Annotated in this window: 19 protein-coding genes and 3 tRNA genes; 14 read left to right on the forward strand and 8 right to left on the reverse strand. The window is 37.8% G+C overall.

The window, feature by feature from the left end:
• Positions 1 to 31: 31 nt before the first annotated feature.
• Together ACOMC3_RS05405 and ACOMC3_RS05410 are read right to left on the reverse strand one after the other, a co-directional pair.
• The gene (locus tag ACOMC3_RS05405) at positions 32 to 418 is read right to left on the reverse strand and encodes an HYC_CC_PP family protein (RefSeq protein WP_420319306.1); all 387 of its coding nucleotides are present in this window, start codon (positions 416 to 418) and stop codon (positions 32 to 34) included.
• Between the two features lie 54 nt (positions 419 to 472).
• Complete coding sequence (locus ACOMC3_RS05410; RefSeq protein WP_420318511.1) at positions 473 to 1,078, reverse strand: transposase; 606 nt, start codon at positions 1,076 to 1,078, stop codon at positions 473 to 475.
• A gap of 228 nt (positions 1,079 to 1,306) precedes the next feature.
• Between ACOMC3_RS05410 and ACOMC3_RS05415 the strand changes: the two genes are divergently transcribed.
• The 3 genes from ACOMC3_RS05415 to ACOMC3_RS05425 are packed head-to-tail and all read left to right on the forward strand — an operon-like array spanning position 1,307 to position 4,776.
• Entirely contained in the window at positions 1,307 to 1,756 is a 450-nt protein-coding gene (locus ACOMC3_RS05415; RefSeq protein ID WP_420318512.1) for a hypothetical protein, read from the forward strand.
• 6 nt (positions 1,757 to 1,762) lie between these two features.
• Positions 1,763 to 2,098 (forward strand): PadR family transcriptional regulator, encoded by a 336-nt coding sequence (locus ACOMC3_RS05420; protein ID WP_420318513.1) that lies wholly within the window; start codon positions 1,763 to 1,765, stop codon positions 2,096 to 2,098.
• A complete protein-coding gene (locus ACOMC3_RS05425; RefSeq protein ID WP_420318514.1) occupies positions 2,095 to 4,776 on the forward strand; it encodes an ABC transporter permease in 2,682 nt (893 codons plus the stop codon). Before ACOMC3_RS05420 ends, ACOMC3_RS05425 begins: the two co-directional genes overlap by 4 nt.
• Here the strand turns inward: ACOMC3_RS05425 and ACOMC3_RS05430 are convergent, their stop codons facing one another.
• The 3 genes from ACOMC3_RS05430 to corA all read right to left on the reverse strand — a co-directional run bounded on the left by ACOMC3_RS05430 (position 4,777) and on the right by corA (position 7,424).
• Positions 4,777 to 5,358, reverse strand: a complete 582-nt coding sequence (locus ACOMC3_RS05430; RefSeq protein ID WP_420318515.1) for a class I SAM-dependent methyltransferase — start codon at positions 5,356 to 5,358, stop codon at positions 4,777 to 4,779.
• A gap of 40 nt (positions 5,359 to 5,398) precedes the next feature.
• Complete coding sequence (locus ACOMC3_RS05435) at positions 5,399 to 5,920, reverse strand: mechanosensitive ion channel family protein (RefSeq protein WP_420318516.1); 522 nt, start codon at positions 5,918 to 5,920, stop codon at positions 5,399 to 5,401.
• A gap of 349 nt (positions 5,921 to 6,269) precedes the next feature.
• Positions 6,270 to 7,424: a magnesium/cobalt transporter CorA gene (gene corA, locus ACOMC3_RS05440; RefSeq protein WP_420318517.1), complete on the reverse strand. Its 1,155-nt coding sequence runs from the start codon at positions 7,422 to 7,424 to the stop codon at positions 6,270 to 6,272.
• A 103-nt stretch (positions 7,425 to 7,527) separates the two neighbouring features.
• Here corA and ACOMC3_RS05445 point away from each other — a divergent pair, with 103 nt between their 5' ends.
• Together ACOMC3_RS05445 and ACOMC3_RS05450 are read left to right on the forward strand one after the other, a co-directional pair.
• A complete protein-coding gene (locus tag ACOMC3_RS05445; protein ID WP_420318518.1) occupies positions 7,528 to 8,073 on the forward strand; it encodes a cytochrome c oxidase subunit 3 in 546 nt (181 codons plus the stop codon).
• 166 nt (positions 8,074 to 8,239) lie between these two features.
• Positions 8,240 to 10,480 (forward strand): thioredoxin family protein, encoded by a 2,241-nt coding sequence (locus ACOMC3_RS05450; RefSeq protein ID WP_420318519.1) that lies wholly within the window; start codon positions 8,240 to 8,242, stop codon positions 10,478 to 10,480.
• 85 nt (positions 10,481 to 10,565) lie between these two features.
• Here ACOMC3_RS05450 and ACOMC3_RS05455 read toward each other — a convergent pair.
• Together ACOMC3_RS05455 and ACOMC3_RS05460 are read right to left on the reverse strand one after the other, a co-directional pair.
• Positions 10,566 to 10,640 (reverse strand) — tRNA-Val (locus tag ACOMC3_RS05455).
• A gap of 50 nt (positions 10,641 to 10,690) precedes the next feature.
• Positions 10,691 to 10,765 (reverse strand) — tRNA-Pro (locus ACOMC3_RS05460).
• A 193-nt stretch (positions 10,766 to 10,958) separates the two neighbouring features.
• On the opposite strand from ACOMC3_RS05460, the gene ACOMC3_RS05465 reads away from it, so the two are divergent.
• From ACOMC3_RS05465 to ACOMC3_RS05480, 4 genes are read left to right on the forward strand one after another with little or no spacing between them, the layout of a single operon-like run.
• Positions 10,959 to 11,261, forward strand: coding sequence for a hypothetical protein (locus tag ACOMC3_RS05465; RefSeq protein WP_420318520.1), 303 nt, complete (start codon positions 10,959 to 10,961; stop codon positions 11,259 to 11,261).
• Complete coding sequence (locus ACOMC3_RS05470) at positions 11,261 to 11,899, forward strand: pyridoxamine 5'-phosphate oxidase family protein (protein WP_420318521.1); 639 nt, start codon at positions 11,261 to 11,263, stop codon at positions 11,897 to 11,899. Before ACOMC3_RS05465 ends, ACOMC3_RS05470 begins: the two co-directional genes overlap by 1 nt.
• Positions 11,880 to 12,185, forward strand: a complete 306-nt coding sequence (locus tag ACOMC3_RS05475) for a GNAT family N-acetyltransferase (protein ID WP_420318522.1) — start codon at positions 11,880 to 11,882, stop codon at positions 12,183 to 12,185. Before ACOMC3_RS05470 ends, ACOMC3_RS05475 begins: the two co-directional genes overlap by 20 nt.
• 2 nt (positions 12,186 to 12,187) lie before the next feature.
• Entirely contained in the window at positions 12,188 to 12,610 is a 423-nt protein-coding gene (locus ACOMC3_RS05480) for a (4Fe-4S)-binding protein (RefSeq protein WP_420318523.1), read from the forward strand.
• 30 nt (positions 12,611 to 12,640) lie between these two features.
• Here the strand turns inward: ACOMC3_RS05480 and ACOMC3_RS05485 are convergent.
• A tRNA-Met gene (locus tag ACOMC3_RS05485) sits at positions 12,641 to 12,714 on the reverse strand.
• Between the two features lie 143 nt (positions 12,715 to 12,857).
• On the opposite strand from ACOMC3_RS05485, the gene ACOMC3_RS05490 reads away from it, so the two are divergent.
• The 5 genes from ACOMC3_RS05490 to trxB all read left to right on the forward strand — a co-directional run bounded on the left by ACOMC3_RS05490 (position 12,858) and on the right by trxB (position 18,725).
• A complete protein-coding gene (locus ACOMC3_RS05490; protein ID WP_420318524.1) occupies positions 12,858 to 13,244 on the forward strand; it encodes an START-like domain-containing protein in 387 nt (128 codons plus the stop codon).
• A gap of 150 nt (positions 13,245 to 13,394) precedes the next feature.
• On the forward strand, positions 13,395 to 15,065 hold the full coding sequence (locus ACOMC3_RS05495) for an LptF/LptG family permease (protein ID WP_420318525.1): 1,671 nt from the start codon (positions 13,395 to 13,397) through the stop codon (positions 15,063 to 15,065).
• A 36-nt stretch (positions 15,066 to 15,101) separates the two neighbouring features.
• Entirely contained in the window at positions 15,102 to 15,371 is a 270-nt protein-coding gene (gene rpsO / locus ACOMC3_RS05500; RefSeq protein WP_420318526.1) for a 30S ribosomal protein S15, read from the forward strand.
• A gap of 138 nt (positions 15,372 to 15,509) precedes the next feature.
• Positions 15,510 to 17,669 carry a polyribonucleotide nucleotidyltransferase gene (gene pnp / locus ACOMC3_RS05505; protein WP_420318527.1) on the forward strand — a complete coding sequence of 720 codons (2,160 nt, stop codon included), beginning with the start codon at positions 15,510 to 15,512 and terminating at the stop codon, positions 17,667 to 17,669.
• 105 nt (positions 17,670 to 17,774) lie between these two features.
• On the forward strand, positions 17,775 to 18,725 hold the full coding sequence (gene trxB / locus ACOMC3_RS05510) for a thioredoxin-disulfide reductase (RefSeq protein WP_420318528.1): 951 nt from the start codon (positions 17,775 to 17,777) through the stop codon (positions 18,723 to 18,725).
• Positions 18,726 to 18,766 lie beyond the last annotated feature (41 nt).

The following is an 18,766-nucleotide window of genomic DNA, read 5'->3' on the forward strand; positions in this document are numbered from 1 at the left end:
TGATTACATCACCCAAGAACACAATCAGGAATTATATCAGAAATGACTGAATTAAGATTGGAATGTCTTTATCTGGCAATGGGGAATCATAGTACTGAAGCTCAGGTTTTTCTTGCTCCAGCGTGAGTGAAATATCCTTCAGAAGGATATGATTGATAATCGTTAGCTCAAATAAGTCAGGATTAGCATCAAAATCGAAAGCCACGGTAGTTATCTCCTCGACTTTAAGTACTTCACTTACATCTTTACAGCAAGGCATTTGTTCTTCTTCGCCTGAAAAGCAGTGCTGAGCGTGTGCATGAACAGCAACTGACTTTAGCCTACCCATGCAATAATGTTTATTAAGGGTAACACCAGTCGTGGCAATTAGCAGGGTAATTGCCAGCAAGCTGTTAAGTATGTTTTTAGCGATTTTCACTTGTTGCAAAGATACGTAATTAAACCGTGGAGGTTTTCAAAACCTCCACGGTTTCTATTGTTCAAAGTCCAGAATGACATCTTTTGCCTGTAGCTCTTTATGTACTTTAAGGAACTCATCTTTCCCTCCAAACCATTCTATCCCTTCATTTCGTTGCAATCTTGTAGGTTTATCCAGTAAGTAAGAATGATAACTGCTGTGTGGCCAATCATCAAGGTCTGTTATAAACTGATGGTGGATTGGGTTATTGTGAATGTATGCGATAAGCCTCGTGAAATAGGCGTCATTATCAATATGCTTTCTTCTGAATTTTGGAATAAAGAGTGATCCTCTTCTATCGTACATTTTGTTGTAGGCCTTGGTATAGGCATTAAAAAGGTTCCCGAATTGTTGACTGATTTTCTGAATTAAACCTTCGGGGTTTTCAAAACCCCGGAGGTTTAATAGTTCTTTTTCTTCTCGAATCTCTACCATCAAATGCAAATGATTAGGCATCAAACAATAGGAGTAAGTCTTGGCTATTGGATAAATATGATGCGAATATTTATCTAGAAAATGGCGGTAATTGTCTTCTATTCGAAATAAGTTTTCGGACCCGTTAGCATGCGTCCAGATATGATATACTTTTTCTGGCTCAAGCGGAATGAATGGTTGCGCCATGTGTCAAATATACTTTAACCAATAATACTACAAATGTTTTTTAAAACCTTCGTTCAATGACAGGCTTGATTAAACTTTTTAACCTCATAATAATTTAACTAGAGGTCTTTTAAGTAGTAATATAAAAAATACGCTTTTATTGTTCGTTAACATCAATTAACACATTACTTGTACAAAAGCACAACTTATTTTTTAACTTGTGCGTTTGTACAACAAATCATCTGTAATATGAAACCATTAGTCTTCACATTGTTACTTGGCATTACTATTTCTGTAGCATCTCAACAACAGGGAAAGCAAACGCTTGCTATGCTGAATGATAGCCCTGCCGGTTCAAAAATTGTCTGGTTCCTTGATGCTGTAAAAGCAGGAGAGGTGTCGGAAGAGTCCATTAAGAAATACTTTTCTCCAAAACTTATTGAGAAAATGGGAGCTGATAAGCTATTGGCTGCATTTGAAGATATAAAAATGAATGACGGAACATTGATCATGTATCAGGCAGATCGAAAGAATATGACCGAATACAAGATGATTGTCAAGGGTACTAAATCAAATGAATGGATGGAAATGGGATTCTATTTCGAAGGTGAAAGACCATATAGAATCGCAGGATTTACTATTGATTCAAAAGAAGGATCATTCGAATCACTCCAACCCATCTATCCAAAATCAAACTGAAAACTTATGAGAGGAGAACACTTAGGCGAATTAGAAGAGCTGGTGCTTTTGACTGTAGGTTCACTAACAGAAAAGGCATACGCGGTTGCTATCTTGGAAGAGATCAAATCGAACACCAATCGGAGTATGGATGTCACCGCAATTCATTCTGTATTGAGGCGACTTGAGAAAAAAGGGTATGTGATTTCTGAAATGGGAGGTGCGTCCAAAGAAAGAGGAGGAAGGAGAAAACGCATGTTCACACTGACGAAGGTGGGGAGGAAAGTACTAGATGAAACCATGGACTTGCGCTACTCGCTTTACCAAAGACTTCCAAAATTGACTTTTGCAGGGTTGTCATGATTCAACCACCAAAGTATGCCGATCGATTTCTGGAGTGGTTTTGTGATCCTTACTTATTGGAGGATTTGCAGGGCGACTTGTATGAGATATACATTCAGAGATCAGCAAGAGGAAAGCTTAAGGCAGACATACTCTATTGGTGGATGGTTATTCGATCGTTCAGACCATCTGCATTTAAACGAAATCACAAACTCAAAAAATCAGGACTTATGATTACTAAAAACAATTTCAAAATCGCATGGCGGGTATTATTGAGAGATAAGTTCAATACCTCTATCAATTTACTTGGACTTACTATCGGGATCACCTGTTTCTTGCTGCTCGGAATGTACGTAAAGCAAGAGCTTAGTTATGACCAGTTCCATTCCAAAAAAGATCGGATTTATCGCTTGCTACTCAACGAAGATTATGGTGATGGACGCACATTTTATAATTCCACAACACCCCTTCGGTTTGAAAGCATGCTGGAGGAGAACTTTCCTGAAATAGAACGAGGGGTACAGTATATCAGAAGGACACATTTAATAGGAAGAGGCGAGAAGCGAATCAATGAGCCAGTTGCTGTGGTCAGCCCTGACTTTTTCAAAATGTTTGATTTTGATCTGCTATTTGGGAACGAAGATCAACTTTTTTCATCCAAGAGTGGCGTGCTGCTATCCAGAGAATATGCAGAAAAGTATTTTGGAGAAATTGATCCTTTGGGAAAAAATCTAGCCATTCAGATCAATGATGAAATTCGAGACTTTGTGGTGGAGGGTGTGTTTCAAGATATCCCAAAAGAGTCCAGCATTCAGTTTGATATTGCACTGTCGAGCGACATGCAAAGAGAACTTTATAGCGATCGGGCATTTACTGCATGGTTCAATATTGTTCCTGAAACCTATATTTTACTAGACCAGGGGGTAGATCCTGCTAGTCTTGATGATAAAATCCAGGATCTTATCATGAGTTTTATGGCTGACATGGATATGGGTGGAGAGCCCATTCAAAGAGGTCAATATAACATTGAGTTTCAACCACTGACTGACATTCATTTGAATCCTGACGTGCCGCTGGGCTATGCCCCTGTCGGGAATCCTCAATATGTAGCTATCCTTGGTGCAATTGGTTTGCTTGTAATCATCATAGCATGTATCAATTACGCAACACTTTCTATCGGACAATCCCTGAAACGAGCAAAAGAAGTGGGTGTAAGGAAAGTACTAGGTGCTTTTGGAAGCGCACTAACCACCCAATATCTAATGGAAGGAATTCTTCTCACTTTGATTGCCATGATCATTGGTGTTTTAATTGCGTATCTATTGGTCCCAACCTTCAACCTTCTTACTGGTACGGATCTGGTTCTTGAATTTGAATGGTGGCATGTATTTATGTACCTGGGTATGGCTGTACTGATTGGTTTTGCCTCCAGTATATATCCGGCTATGATCTACTCCAGGTTCAAAGCGGTTTCTGTTCTTCATGGAGGTGGTCAGTCTGCTGAAAAAGTAAAGGCACGAAAAGGCATGATCGTTTTTCAGTTTATCATCACGGTCTTTTTGATCAGTACATCATTGTTAATTAGAAAGCAGGTAAACTATCTTCAAAACAAAGATATCGGCATAAAGTACGATGCGGTAATATCTGCCAACCTAAATCCAAGTCCTGATGCGCAGCGTATTCCTGAAATAACAAGCTCTGCAATGCAGAATGGGGAATTGCTAAAGGCAAGACTTGAGAAATACCCCGAAATAACTCAAATAGGAATGGGTAGTCACGTATTTGGTAGCAATGGCTGGGCACATTACGGATTCAATGATCGAGATGGTAATTTCAAGAGATTCAGACTCTTGGTTGCCGATCCGGAATACCTTTCATTGTTTGACATTCGAGCAAAGGAGGGCAGATTATTTGAGCCGGGCAATACGATGGATGAACGTCAAGGGGTTTTACTAAACCCGGCTGCTGTAGAACTTCTGGAACTCGAAAATCCTATTGGATCCCAATTACCAAATGATGATTTTGGTGACCATCAGATTTTGGGAGTTACTGAGGAATTCCACTTTTCATCTTTACACAGTTCCATAGAGCCATTGGTCATTGTTCAAAACCCAATGCCCATATTGATGGGTATTTCAGATTTGGATATCAATGATTCATTCATTCCAAAACTGGTATTTAGGTATAAAGGAAGTAACCTGCTCAAGGCTACTGATATTCTACAAACAGAATGGGAAGCCACTTTTCCGAATGAGCGATGGAATTATGAATTTGTGGATGAGAAGATCAAGTCACAGTATGAGAGTGAGGCACGGATGAATAAACTCATTACCGTTGCAACAGTTCTTTCGATTTTGATTGCTTCACTTGGACTTCTGGGCTTATCACTTTTAGTGGTTAATAGTAAAGTTAAGGAAATTGGAATCAGAAAAGTGATGGGTGCATCACCTGTCTCCATTTTTCATTTACTGGCAAAAGGATTCTCGATTCAGATAGGTGTCGCAATTATACTCTCGATCCCGGTAACTGTTCTGTTGATGAATAAATGGTTGGATAATTTTGCCTACCGTACAGACATTGGTGTGGGGCTTTTTATTGTTAGCGCCATCGCTTCAATCTTAATAGCCGGAATAGTGATTGTTTATCAAACGGCTCGAGCCACTAGGATAAATCCCGTGGAATCGTTAAGGTCAGAATAATTATAAATTTATTGAATAGATCTTAATAGTTGGATCAAAAGTGTCAGCTATATCATGAATATGTAGCTGACATTTTTTTATCAGTCCTTCCATGTATCCATATTGGCAATACTCCCGATAGTGGGGGTAATGGGAGGTAAATCGCTGATCCAACCACATTAAAAAACGCTGTTTCTTATTCTCAGGAGGAGCAAATGCACATATGATCAATCGGTCGGAATAAGTAGTTGTTGACTTCAGGATTTGAATAGCAAGATCCTGTGGAAGAACATGGAAGAAGAGGCATGCCGTGGCATGTGTGAAATCCGCTTTTGGTTTGAAACGCTGATCGATCATCTGGTGTTCGAATGTGAGGTTAGCGATGTTTAAATCCTTCGTTCGATTTTGTGCATACTTGATGAGCGGTTTTGAGCCATCCACACCAAAACCAGATTCTATTTTAGAATGAGCTCTTATTAGGAAGTCTCCGGAACCACAACCCAGATCGATGACACGATCCTCCGAATCTAGCATATTGATCATTTGCTCCCGAATTGGAATTAGGTATTTGTCGGAAGTGTGAGATTTTATCCAGCCTTTCATCGAAGTTTTTGTGATCAAACAAGAAAGGATAGCAATACCATTATTTAGGTTTTTTCACCTTTACGATCTGTTGAAAGAAGATGTTATTTGGAACGGTGAAAATGCCGTCTTTATCCTGAAGTTTGGTGTAGATCAACCCTATATCAATTACCTTTCCAGTCACATCTTTTTCCACTAAAACCAACGTATCAGTTATTTTGAAAGGATTAATAGTATAGATGATGATTCCCGCAACTATGTTGCTGAGAATACTCCATATTGCGAAGAAACCAATGGCAATCACACCAAGAATGCTCCCAATGGAAACCCACAGGTTGTTCAGATCCCCACCCCAAATGATCACAAGAAGCAAAATCACAAAAGTGTAAAGGGACCCCATGATTATTCGCTTAGTTGCTGCGGTACGATTTGGGTCGTAGGAGAATTTATTGGCAAGCTTACGTAAGCTCTTTTTAATCAGCCACCTGGCTGCAATGAAAAGGATAAGAACAGCCAGAGTGATACCAAGTTGAACGACATAATTTGTTTCGAGATTATCAATAAAATTGGTGATTTGATCCATGTGGTAAATTTAGTGCTGACTTATGCACATTTAACTATAGGCCATAAAAAAAGCTACTCTTATTGAGCAGCCTTTTTGAAAGCAGAAATTTATTGTTTGACAGTGTAAACTTTTACAGGAGATTAGCCTAAGAGGATGTTTACTACTAATAATGAAAGGGCTAATCCCATTGAGCATATCACAAAGCTTTTGTTAAGTAAGCCTTTTTGTTTTTTGGTTAAAGTGAAAACAGCCATGGTAGTAATCTTTTGGTTATGAATATGAAGTAAAACATAAAAAAAACCACTTGCAATTTTGTTCGTTGAAGCAAGAAAGAGTGTAGATAACCACCCGATTTTTAAAGATTAGCTTATAGCCATTTCTTACGTTTGAAGTAGATGATCATTGCCAGAAAGATGAAAATCATTACTCCCCAGATGATGAAATAGCCGTTTCTATACTGTAATTCAGGCATATACTCGAAGTTCATCCCATAGATACCAGCTATAAATGTTAACGGAATAAAGATTGTAGCAACGGTCGTAAGTACTTTCATCGTCTCATTCATCTTCTGACTAAGGGATGCATAGTAAATGTTCGTAAGACTTTCGAGAGATCTTGCTGTTGAATCAGCTTCTTCAAGTGCATTCGCACAACTCATTCGAAGATCATTGATGTACTTGATATTGGGTTTTTGAAATAGTGAGGTTCGGTTGTTGAGGATGTAATTGATCGATTCGAAAAGAGGGGTGAGCGACTTCTTAATGATGTCCGCTCTTTTTTTACTTTTTTCCAAGGCAAAAAGTGTTTCCTGCTTTGGGTCCTTATAAACCTCTTGTTCTAATTCAGCTATGTCCTCATTGATATCTTCAATTGTCTCGAAGAAATTGTCAAGTATGGCATCTAGCAATTGAATCAATAGGTAATCTGAAGTCCTTTTTCTTACGTACCCCACACCTTCTCTGATTTTATATCGTAAATCATCAAAATGATCACTCTCTTTTTCCTGGAATGAAATCACATAGTTTTTGCCAAGCACAAAAGATAATTGTTCCACATCCAGTTGATCTTCTTCATCTAGCAAAATGGAACGGACGTTGAAGAAAAGGTAGTCATCAAATTCTTCCACCTTTGGTCGCTGGGTAGTATCTAACACATGTCTGACAGAAAGTCTGTCCATATTCATAACTTCTGCTAGATTTTGGACAAGATCTACTTCATGCAGTCCATGGATATTCAACCAATATATTTTATTAGTATCCATTCCACTCATTGGCGAGAAATCTTTCTTGTCTGACTCTTGAATTTCTTTTTCATTGAATTGAAATAACTGAACCTTGACCTCTTCTAATTTTTTTTCGCCAATGAAAGTGATCTCTGCTTTCCCTTTAGACTTAGCTTTAAGATCAGCATACATATTTACCGGTGTGAGTGTTAGTTCTGTTAGAGTTTTAAGGCCTGTAAGTAAAAGTTTGTCAGGTCTAACCAAATCTATCGGTTTGATCTTTTTCAGCTTTTTTCTCATCCCTCCAAATTAGTCTATTGCAATAGAAAAAAGAAAAGATAGAGCTAGGGTATAATTGAATGAAACATTGTTTTAATGAAGACAGTTAATTCAAACGACAGCTATGAGTGAAAAAGAAATAGTTCAGGAAAGATTACAAGAAAAGCAGCGAATGATTAATGCCGGAAGGCAAATGACTAAACTATTCATTCTTACCAGTTCATTAATTTTTGTCACGCTATTGATTGTATGGTTTCTCCAGAAGCTGCCAGATCTAATTATTCCGACAGTTTATGAAGTAGGTACTTGGTTTATCTTAGTGAGTAGTGCTTTGATTGTAATGAGTCAAATTAAGATTAGAGAGGATGAAATAGAAAAAGCATTCAGATTTACCGCATTCGGATTGTTCTTTGGGTTAATGTTCGCAGCTCTGCAAGTGATTGGATGGCAGGAACTTTTAAATGCTAACCTTTCATTTAGAAATATTCTATTTCCATTTTCTTTGATTCATTTCATCCATGTATCTGTAGGACTTTTAATGCTCGTTTCAGTATTCAGAAAGATTAGAGAATACAGGGTACATTCAAAATCTCGTCAGTATGCCTACAATGTCTTCATGTTTTGGCACTTTCTGGGCGGAGTATGGCTACTCTTTATTTTTTTAGGATAGTCTCTTTAGTGATTGGTACCGATAAGATTGCAACGAACACTTTTTTGTGAGTGATTCGTTGTAGTTAGAGATGTCGACTTTATTACACCGTTTTATAATTAGTTTTCTCACAGTATTATCCGTAAGCAATTCATTCGGACAAACGATCCCAATACTTTTTAAAAGTATGAGTCTTAATGAGGCATTGAGCCTTGCTAATGAAGAAAATAAATTCGTTTTTGTAGAATTTTATGCGGACTGGAGTCTTCCTTCAAAGCGAATGGAGAAGGAGGTCTTTTCCGTGGATTCTGTGGGCTTGCTGTTTAACAACCATTTCATTGCCATTCGAATAGATGCTGAAAAAGAGCAGCAATCGCTTGTAGAATCTATAGGGATTACTTCGTATCCGACTTTGGTTTATTATGACCCACTTGGTAGAATAATTTATAGACATCAAGGAGAAATTTTCGCAAAAGAACTTTACAAGTTGTCAGAAAGCCTTATTCATTTAAATGATCGCCTTGCAGCATATAAGAAAAATGACCGCAAAAAAATCAATGTTTATGAATATGCTACTTCCCTGAGGCATATCAATGAAAATAAGGCAGGAATAATCTCTAGAAAATATTTAATTGATGTAGATGAAGATGAATACAGTGACCCTCAGAACTGGGAACTTATAAAACGTTTTGTGAGGCCCTGGGATCGAGTGTTGTTTGCTAGAGTAACTGATTCCGAAATACTAAAAATTGAACGTCCAGAAGATTTCCCACAGTATCTGATTAAATCTATGGATATGCTTCTTGAGAAAGCAATCGAGACGGAAAATAGTTCTTTTATGAGGACCAGGCGGGCATACATTGAGGATCATTCAAATTATTTTCAAAATCCGGATTCACTATTGTTAATTGGCGAATTGGAGTTTGCTTCACAAAGTAGAGTAGAAGAGTATCCTAAATTAATTGAGGAGTATGTGAAAAAATACCTTCCTGAAGATGGAGAGAGGTATGCCTCGATAGCATATGACCTCACTCAGAATTACTTTCATAAACAAGTACTTGATTTCGCAATAGAACTGGCCAACAGATCTCTGGCTCTCAAACCAAATCTTAATTCCTATTTGGCATTATCCGCGGCGAATGAAAAATTGTCGCAATTCAAAGCAGCTTATGGTTACATGCTCCTTGCTTTTCAATTCGCAGATGCTGAAATGCAACAAGCACTAAGCGATCGAGAGAAGGAACTTAAGTACAAAATGGAATTTGAGTTGGAATCAGGGGTGAGCTTGTTTGACGATCTTGGAGAGGATGGAAGATTCACACTAGGTGCTGGTAATCAGCGCTTAATGTATGGTTATCCTATTCCACAATCAACATCGCATTTTGTAGTCAATGTGGATAACAAACTAGGGTGTAATGCTCCAATAGCTAAATCAGTTCAACACCTGAAAGGAATTACGAAATATACTGGAACAGCGGGCACTCCAACGGTAACTACCACATTCAAATTTGAAGGAGTAACAATAAAACAATCACTAACACCTGTTGATAAAAAGGGGAATGTTATTGAAAGGGGACTGGCTCAATACTATCGAGTAACATATTCTCTCGTAAATGAAACAGGTCGTACAAAGAAGATCGGACTGAGTGTTTTATTTGATACCATGATGGATGATAATGATGCATGCCCAATTGCTACTAATGGGCATATCATTCCTCATGAATATTTATTCAGTGGTAAGAATATCCCAAATGAATTACTGTTTTATCGAAACCCTGATGATACTTCTGATCTTGTTGGATCGGCTCTAATTACAGAATTAGAAGCAACACGCCCTGATCTAATGGTGGTTGGACGATGGCCATATTTACATAGAGTGCAGTGGGATTTTCAGACACGCAAAGTTCGATATGGAGATAGTGCCTACATGCTTAGATGGAGCAATAGATATCTCAACACTAAAAGCGAAATTAATTTCATCACCTATTACGGTTTACCAACATGGAAGAGACCGATCTTAAGAGTGGTAATGAAAGATGACAAAGGATTATTGACGACTACCAATACAATTTATTTCGAGCATGATAAGCATGATTTAGATATTAATGCTAAAATGAAAATTCAGGAGATGATAGAAAATGAATCGATTGATATCGTGGGTGTTATCCTCCAAGGATACGCGGATGTATCTGGGAGCTCTAATTACAATTTTGAGTTGAGCAAAAGAAGAATCAAGTCTGTGGGTAAAATTTTTCGAGCATTTAATATACCATATGTACCCAAGCCATATGGATTTGATAATTCTGATCGTGATTATTACAGTCAAAAATATGGAAACATCTTTGATAGAAAGGTAGAGGCTATCCTTTATTACAGGTTAAAGCATACGGAGAATGCAAGTCTGTCAGTTGGGATAGGGGATGAGTGACACATAATTAAGTGTATAGATTACTCATTACGATATAGCTGGCTCTCATCCATTTGGAAATAAGAAAGTCAGCAAAATCTGAAAGTGGGACATACTGGATTCGAACCAGTGACCTCTTGCCTGTCAAGCAAGCGCTCTAAACCAACTGAGCTAATGCCCCAATACAATGCGAAAATAAAAAAAGGGAAGCAAATGCTTCCCTTACTCTTGTCGGGGTAGTAGGATTCGAACCTACGACCCCCTGCTCCCAAAGCAGGTACGCTAACCGGACTGCGCTATACCCCGAACTTACATCCCATTCCAAAATGGAAACCCATTCTGAAAACGGAACGCAAATGTAGAAATTCAATTTTTATTTTACAGCATGCATTCAAAAATTTTAACAGAAAAATTCAAAGAACCTTCTCTCAGCTGGAACCATCTATTTAATTCAAAGCTTTCATTATTTTTAATGCTCATTACTTAACTAAATATCCTTATGAAAAAGATCAAATACCTGGCATTTATTGGACTAATTACTTTAAGCTCAATTACTGCATCTGCAAACGAGACTGATCCAAATAACACAGATCCGCAGGAAAGAATAGAACAGCTTGAAAATCGAATTCAGGAAATTTGGAATATGGATTTGTCTGACATGGATAAAGAAGAGAAAGCTACATTGAAGCTGGAGGTTAAAGAAATTAAAAAAGAATTAAAACAAAATGGTTTGGATAGTAAAGTATCTATTTCTGTAGGCGCTATCATCATCATTTTATTATTGCTCATTATTTTGACCTAATGCCAAACACAACACCTTCGAGATATCCAAGTCGAGGTACTCAAGATAAAATGACCTTACATCAAATTATTGATGAAGGTCTTTTTTGTACTATAGCATTTATCAAAGATGGAATACCTTATCAGATCCCAACAGGATTTGCCAGAGTAGATAATGACATCTATGTGCATGCATCCTCAAAGAGTAAGTTTATCGAAAGCATTATTGGAGCGCAGGTAAGCTACTCAATCACGCACCTGGATGCGCTTGTTTTAGCCCCAACAGCATTTGATCATTCATTTAATTATCGATCAGTTATTGGCTTCTCTGATGCAATTGAGATAACAGATCCGTCGGAAAAATTAAAATTCTTTAATCTATTTACCGACCGATACATCCCAGGAAGAATTGGTGATATTGGCGAGCCTACTGCTGAACAAGTAAGTATTACCAAAATAGTAAAGCTATCATTGGATAATGCAGTAGCTAAAATTAGGGCTGGAGATGTAAATGTTAAAATGGACGCAGGATCATCATGGTGCGGAGTTATTCCTATCATAAATAAATATGGTACACCTGAAATAGATAGTCAGCTTGACAACACCCAATCATTACCCAACTATATAAAGGAATTATTAAATGGATCTGGCAAGCCTTAAGACCATCGATAATAAGGACCTGAATCGTTTTGAGTTGAAGTTGGATGATCAATTGGCTTATATAGAATATAAGGAAGGAAAATCAGGAGATGTTTATTTGATTCACACTGAAGTTCCAGAAATCTTAGAAGGCAAAGGTGTTGGGCATAAGTTGGTTCGTGAGTCATTAGAAATTATTGAAAATGGTAATTTTAGAATCATACCTTTATGCCCTTTTGTGAGATCATTTATTCAAAATAACAAAGCGGACTATCAGCATTTATTATCTGAAAGAGCTAAATTGTAAGTATGGCTGAAAAAGTAAAAGAATACGAAAGCGATGAATTGACTGTGATATGGAAGCCAGAAAAATGCATCCATTCTGAAATATGTTTTAAAGGCCTATCTGATGTCTTTAATCCAAATGAACGTCCTTGGGTAAATGTGAATGGTGCAGAGGATAAAACAATTAAAGATCAAATTGATAAATGTCCTTCAGGAGCACTTTCATATAAGCTCAAAAATGAATCATCTGATGGAAGCAGTATTGAGGACGAACAAATCGTAGAAGTATCCAAAGGAGGACCATTAATGGTCTATGGAAATATCAAAGTCAAGCATCATGATGGATCAGAAACTTCTAAACATCGAGTAACAGCTTTTTGCAGATGTGGAAGTTCATCCAACAAACCATATTGTGATGGGAGTCATAAAAAAATTGACTTTGAATAAAAAAAGCCCTCAAAGAGAGGGCTTCCAAAGTAGCGTGGGGGAGATTTGAACTCCCGACCTCCGGGTTATGAATCCGACGCTCTAACCAACTGAGCTACCACGCCATTTATGTCGTTTTGAAAGGTTGTTTAAGACTTATTAATCCTATGCCTCTCAAAAAGGAACGCAAATCTATAAAAGATTTCTTTTCTGCCATGGGCTTGTTGGAATAGATTTTTTTTTTACCTTATCGAAAAATTCACAGCGTATGGCAAAGAACAAATATGTAGGGGAGTTTGAGTTCAATGCATCTAAGAAGATGCTCTACCCATATTTTAGCACAGCATCTGGCTTGGCACAATGGTTTGCTGATGATGTGAACATAAATAATGAAGATAAAGTCTATACATTCATTTGGGATGGAGACGAAACAAAAGCGAAGCTCACTTCAAACAGAACCAATCATCATGTAAGATTTGATGTGGTTGATGATGAAGACGATGATAACAACTTCTTCGAATTCAAGATTGAAATGAATGAACTCACTCAATCCGTATACGTAAGAATCACAGACTACTCGGATATGGATGATGAAGAAGCAAGTGAATTATGGGAAAGCCTTATTCATGATCTAAAAGAGATTGTAGGAGGATGAGGCTATTTGGATATTCTGGTATCCTTCTTGCATAAGTTCCAATTTTTTAGTTTTGTGCTCACTTTTAAAGGGCATGAGTATTATTCTCAAATTCTATTTAATGTTGTTCATGTGAGTCTCATGTGTACATCACGCTAACCATTATTTTTCATGAAGAAGTTGGACGTATTAATGCTGAAGTCGTTCGTAGGACCCCTTGTCCTTACTACAGCTGTAGCCAATTTTATTCTGCTTATCCAGTACCTCTTAAAATACTTTGATGATTTTGTGGGTAAGAATCTGGGCTTTACAGTATTTGCGGAGCTGTTGTTTTATTTCTCCCTGAATATGCTTCAGATCGCTTTGCCACTAGGAGTACTTCTAGCTTCATTGATGAGTTTTGGAAATCTGGGAGAAAATTTTGAACTCACTGCTATCAAAAGTTCAGGAATATCTCTAATTCGAACCTTAAGGCCAATTTTTTTATTTGTAGTGGTTCTCTCTGTTGGTGCATATTTCTTTAATAATTATACCATTCCTGCTGCTAATCTTAAAGCATACAGTTTATTATACGATATTAAACACACGAAACCTGCTTTGGATATCAAGTCAGGGTCTTTTTATAATGGCATTCCGGGCTATAGCATTAAAGCCAAGGAAAAATTACCTGATGGCAAAACATTACTAGACGTAGTTATTTATGACCATTCTGAAGGAAGAGGAAACAAAACCGTCATTCTTGCTGATTCATGTCTTATGTACACAATTCTTGATGAGCGATATCTCAAATTAGAATTATATGAAGGTCATTACTATTCAGAAGAACCACAGACTGATTCCAAAATAGATCGATTTTATAGAACCGAATATGCCAAGATGGATATGGTGTTCAGTTTAGCTTCATTCGATTTAAAGAGAAGAAAAGAAGAGCTATTTCAAAATAATCGTCAGATGAAAAATATCAGTGAACTAGCTCATGATATTGATTCATTTAAAGTTGCGCTTACGAAACAGAAAGCCAATTTTATCCAAACGACGGGTAGATATTTCTTATTTCATCTTGGTAATAAGGAAAACATATTGGATAAAGCTTTGAAAGTAGAAGATACTGTAAAGGTAGAAACGATTGAATCTGTCGAGGCTTCTTTTATCCCTTTACATCTTCTTCAACAGCGCTTGAAAAAAGTAGAAGATGATTCAGTAGAAACTGAAGTGAGTAAAGCAGAAATTTTAACAAAGAAGGAAAAATTCAAGAATTCAATTCAAAAAACATCATCCAGTGGAATTAAAAGACAGGTAGCTAGAACATTTAAAGTTGGAATAGTAGATACAATGACAACTGCTTATCTGGATAATTTTCTCATAAGCAAACTTCGCTCGAATAAGGCTTTGGTTTCTGAATCACTAAATAAGGCGAGAAATATTAAGGTAAATATCAATTCAGCGAAAACAAGATTATACCAATCACAAAAGGATGTCAATCTTTATACGATTGAAATGCAAAAGAAGTATGCACTGGCTTTAGCATGTATATTAATGTTTTTGATAGGTGCACCTTTGGGAGCCATCATTAAAAAGGGAGGATTAGGTGTTCCTACCATTCTCGCGATATTTTTCTTCATCATCTATTACCTCTTTATGAGCATTGGGGAGAAACAAGCGAAGGAAGGTGCAATGGATCCCTACATGGCCGCATGGATGTCTGATGCGATACTTTTACCGTTTGGATTGTTTTTTCTAAGACAAGCAAGAGTAGATGCCAGAATTTTTGAAATAGATGCTTATCTCGTTTGGATTGAAAAGCTTAAGGCTAGATTTGCTCGTAATAATAACAAATCTTAAATTTGCGCTTCAAATAACAAAGGGAAGAAGAACAGAATGTATCTAACAACGGAAAAAAAGATAGAGATTTTCAAAGAACACGGAAAGTCAGAGAAAGATACTGGATCCACGGAAGCACAAATAGCATTGTTTACCACCAGGATAAATCACTTGACTGACCACTTAAAGACACAGAAAAAAGACCATGCATCAAGATTAGGTCTTTTGAAATTGGTAGGTAAAAGAAGAAGACTTCTAGACTACTTACACAAAAATGATATCGAAAGATATCGTAGCATCATTGCGAAGCTAAATATCAGAAAATAATATTAAGGGGAATCATATTTCTGATTCCCTTTTTTGATTGTAAACCATAAGGGCAAAACGTGCCCTTTATCTATTTTAATATGAAATGAGTCCAGGAAGGACGAATTCCATGTGACAAATAGAAAAATAATTAAACACATGAATGTAATTACAAAAACTTTCCAACTATCAGACGGCAGGGAAGTATCCATTGAAACTGGAAAGCTTGCAAAACAAGCAAATGGATCTGTCGTAGTAAGTATGGGAAAAGCCAAGCTCTTGGCTACCGTGGTTTCTTCCAAGGAAGCCAAAGAAGGAGTGGATTTTCTACCACTTTCAGTAGACTATCAAGAAAAATTTGCAGCTGCAGGAAAGATTCCTGGAGGCTTTTTAAAGAGAGAGTCAAGACTCTCAGATTATGAAGTATTAATTTGTCGATTAGTCGATCGAGCATTAAGACCTTTGTTTCCATCTGATTATCATGCAGATACTCAAGTGTTTATTCAATTAATTTCTGCAGATAGCGATGTGATGCCAGATGCACTCGCTGCTCTGGCAGCATCCGCAGCAATATCTGTTTCAGATATTCCATTTGGAGGTCCTATCTCTGAAGTTAGGGTAGCCAAAGTAGACGGAGCGTATAAAGTAAATCCAACTCCGGAAGAGATGGAAAGAGCTACACTTGATTTGATTGTAGCTGGTACTGCCGACAATATCATGATGGTGGAAGGAGAGTGTAAGGAAGTAGATGAGTCTGAGATGCTCGAAGGTATCAAAAAGGCACATGAAGAAATTAAAGTACAATGTGCTACTCAGGAAGAACTTGCTAAGGAAGTTGGTGCTACTGAAAAACGCGAGTATGATCACGAGCCGAAAGACGAGGAGTTAAAAGCATCCATGCATAAAGCAGTGTATCAAAAGCTTTATGATGTTGCGGCCAAGAAAAACCCTAATAAGTCTGAAAGAAAAGAAGCTTTCAAGGCTGTTTACGAAGAATATATCAGCCAGTTCTCTGAAGAGCAATTAGAAGAGATGGATGATTTTCTACTTGGAAAATATTTCCATGATGTAGAGAAAGAAGCGATTAGAAACTTTGTACTTGATTCGCAAGAGCGAATTGATGGAAGAAAGCCTGATGAAATCAGACCGATCTGGTCTGAAGCTGATTACTTGCCTTCAGCACACGGATCAGCTGTATTTACCAGAGGCGAAACTCAGTCATTGACGTCAGTTACTTTAGGTACAAAGCTGGATGAGCAAATGATAGACGGAGCTATGTTCTCCGGATATAATAAGTTTATCCTTCATTACAACTTCCCTGGATTTTCAACAGGTGAGGTAAGACCTAATAGAGGTCCTGGCAGAAGAGAAGTTGGTCATGGTAACCTTGCGATGAGAGCATTGAAGCCAATGATTCCTACAGAAGATGAAGGAAATCCATACACAGTTCGTGTTGTTTCTGATATTCTTGAGTCCAATGGATCTTCTTCGATGGCTACTGTTTGTGCAGGTACAATTGCGCTAATGGATGCTGGTATCAAATTGAAAAGACCTGTCTCTGGTATTGCTATGGGGATGATCTCGGATAGTGAAACCGGTAAATATGCAATCCTTTCTGATATCCTTGGTGATGAAGATCATCTTGGAGACATGGACTTTAAAGTCACTGGTACTACCGAAGGTATTACAGCTTGCCAAATGGATATTAAAGTAGATGGCCTTTCTTACGATGTACTTTCACAAGCATTAGAGCAAGCTAAGAAAGGAAGACTTCACATTCTTGGTGAGATGGCTAAGACCATTACAGAGCCAAGAACTGAACTGAAATCTCATGCGCCACGAATGGAGCAATTGAGAATCGATAGAGAGTTGATTGGAGCTGTAATCGGACCTGGTGGAAAAATCATTCAGGAAATCCAAAAAGAATCTGGAGCTACAGTCAATATAGAGGAAGACGAGCAAGGTGGTAAGGTGAGTATTTTCGCTGCTGATGGAGATGCATTGAACAACGCAATGGCTAGAATCAAAGCAATTGTTCAGCAACCAGAAGTTGGAGAAGTTTATGATGGAAAAGTAAAATCCATCATGCCATTTGGAGCCTTTGTTGAATTCTTACCAGGAAAAGATGGTCTACTTCATATCTCAGAAATTAAGTGGGAACGTGTAGAAAACGTTTCTGATGTAATGGAAGAGGGAGAAGAGATCAAAGTGAAGTTGATCGACATTGACAAGAAGACTGGTAAATTCAAGTTGTCTAGAAAGGTATTATTACCAAGACCTCCAAAACCGGAGAAAAAAGAAGAACAAGCTGAAGGGTAATCTTCAGGACACTTGAGATTTTTTATATGCCTTTATGGCACGAAAGCTTTTAAGATGGTGTTCTGATCGGGACACCATTTTTTTGTAAAGAACATTTTAAGAAATATGCCAACAGAAAAAGTAAAAGTACTAATCGTAGGATCAGGTCCTGCTGGATTTACAGCCGCTATCTATGCAGCAAGAGCAGGTATGAAGCCAGTTCTATATCAAGGAGGACAGCCTGGTGGTCAGTTAACCATTACCAATGATGTAGAAAACTATCCTGGTTACTCAGATGGAGTAATGGGACCACAAATGATGGTTGATTTTCAAAAGCAAGCAGAACGTTTTGGAACAGATGTTCGCAGCGGAATGATAACCTCAGTAGATTTTAGCGGATGGCCGCATAAAGTCACTGTGGATGAAAAAACTGAAATTGAGGCTGAAGCAGTAATTATTTCAACTGGAGCATCAGCAAAGTGGTTAGGACTTGAAAGTGAGCAACGGTTGAATGGAAAAGGAGTATCTGCATGTGCAGTTTGTGATGGCTTTTTTTTTAGAGGTCAGGATGTTGTAATTGTTGGAGCCGGTGATACAGCTGCCGAGGAAGCAAGCTACCTTTCTAAGATTGTAAACAAAGTTTACATGCTTGTTCGCAGGGATGAGATGAGGGCTTCTAAAATTATGCAGCAGCGAGTGAAGAACGCACCAAATATAGAAATCCTCTGGAATTCTGAAACGAAGGAAGTTTTGGGGGATGAAGAAGTTAGCGGTGTGAAAGTCTTAAATAATCAAACCGGTGAAGAAAGAGTCATTGAAGCTCAAGGTTTCTTTGTAGCCATAGGGCATAAACCAAATACTGACATTTTCAAAGACTGGTTGGATATGGATGATCAAGGATACATTAAAACCATTCCTGGAACATCTAAAACTAATATCCCAGGTGTATTTGCCACTGGCGATGCTCAGGATAAAGTCTACCGCCAAGCAGTTACTGCAGCGGGAAGTGGATGTATGGGAGCGCTTGATGCGGAGAAATGGATTGCAGAGAAAGAAGTTGAGATGCAAGAAGCTTAAGCAATAAAAACATTAGCAAAAGCCGGTTTATCCGGCTTTTT

Origin of the sequence: Ekhidna sp., assembly GCF_965212185.1 — a bacterium.
Lineage (GTDB): Bacteria > Bacteroidota > Bacteroidia > Cytophagales > Cyclobacteriaceae > Ekhidna.

What these genes read in the sequence shown, in the direction of transcription:
- ACOMC3_RS05410 (WP_420318511.1), bottom strand. Translation starts at nt 1,078, where the DNA reads ATGGCGCAACCATTCATTCCGCTTGAGCCAGAAAAAGTATATCATATC.
- ACOMC3_RS05415 (WP_420318512.1), top strand. Translation starts at nt 1,307, where the DNA reads ATGAAACCATTAGTCTTCACATTGTTACTTGGCATTACTATTTCTGTA.
- ACOMC3_RS05420 (WP_420318513.1), top strand. Translation starts at nt 1,763, where the DNA reads ATGAGAGGAGAACACTTAGGCGAATTAGAAGAGCTGGTGCTTTTGACT.
- ACOMC3_RS05425 (WP_420318514.1), top strand. Translation starts at nt 2,095, where the DNA reads ATGATTCAACCACCAAAGTATGCCGATCGATTTCTGGAGTGGTTTTGT.
- ACOMC3_RS05430 (WP_420318515.1), bottom strand. Translation starts at nt 5,358, where the DNA reads ATGAAAGGCTGGATAAAATCTCACACTTCCGACAAATACCTAATTCCA.
- ACOMC3_RS05435 (WP_420318516.1), bottom strand. Translation starts at nt 5,920, where the DNA reads ATGGATCAAATCACCAATTTTATTGATAATCTCGAAACAAATTATGTC.
- corA (WP_420318517.1), bottom strand. Translation starts at nt 7,424, where the DNA reads ATGAGAAAAAAGCTGAAAAAGATCAAACCGATAGATTTGGTTAGACCT.
- ACOMC3_RS05445 (WP_420318518.1), top strand. Translation starts at nt 7,528, where the DNA reads ATGAGTGAAAAAGAAATAGTTCAGGAAAGATTACAAGAAAAGCAGCGA.
- ACOMC3_RS05450 (WP_420318519.1), top strand. Translation starts at nt 8,240, where the DNA reads ATGAGTCTTAATGAGGCATTGAGCCTTGCTAATGAAGAAAATAAATTC.
- ACOMC3_RS05465 (WP_420318520.1), top strand. Translation starts at nt 10,959, where the DNA reads ATGAAAAAGATCAAATACCTGGCATTTATTGGACTAATTACTTTAAGC.
- ACOMC3_RS05470 (WP_420318521.1), top strand. Translation starts at nt 11,261, where the DNA reads ATGCCAAACACAACACCTTCGAGATATCCAAGTCGAGGTACTCAAGAT.
- ACOMC3_RS05475 (WP_420318522.1), top strand. Translation starts at nt 11,880, where the DNA reads ATGGATCTGGCAAGCCTTAAGACCATCGATAATAAGGACCTGAATCGT.
- ACOMC3_RS05480 (WP_420318523.1), top strand. Translation starts at nt 12,188, where the DNA reads ATGGCTGAAAAAGTAAAAGAATACGAAAGCGATGAATTGACTGTGATA.
- ACOMC3_RS05490 (WP_420318524.1), top strand. Translation starts at nt 12,858, where the DNA reads ATGGCAAAGAACAAATATGTAGGGGAGTTTGAGTTCAATGCATCTAAG.
- ACOMC3_RS05495 (WP_420318525.1), top strand. Translation starts at nt 13,395, where the DNA reads ATGAAGAAGTTGGACGTATTAATGCTGAAGTCGTTCGTAGGACCCCTT.
- rpsO (WP_420318526.1), top strand. Translation starts at nt 15,102, where the DNA reads ATGTATCTAACAACGGAAAAAAAGATAGAGATTTTCAAAGAACACGGA.
- pnp (WP_420318527.1), top strand. Translation starts at nt 15,510, where the DNA reads ATGAATGTAATTACAAAAACTTTCCAACTATCAGACGGCAGGGAAGTA.
- trxB (WP_420318528.1), top strand. Translation starts at nt 17,775, where the DNA reads ATGCCAACAGAAAAAGTAAAAGTACTAATCGTAGGATCAGGTCCTGCT.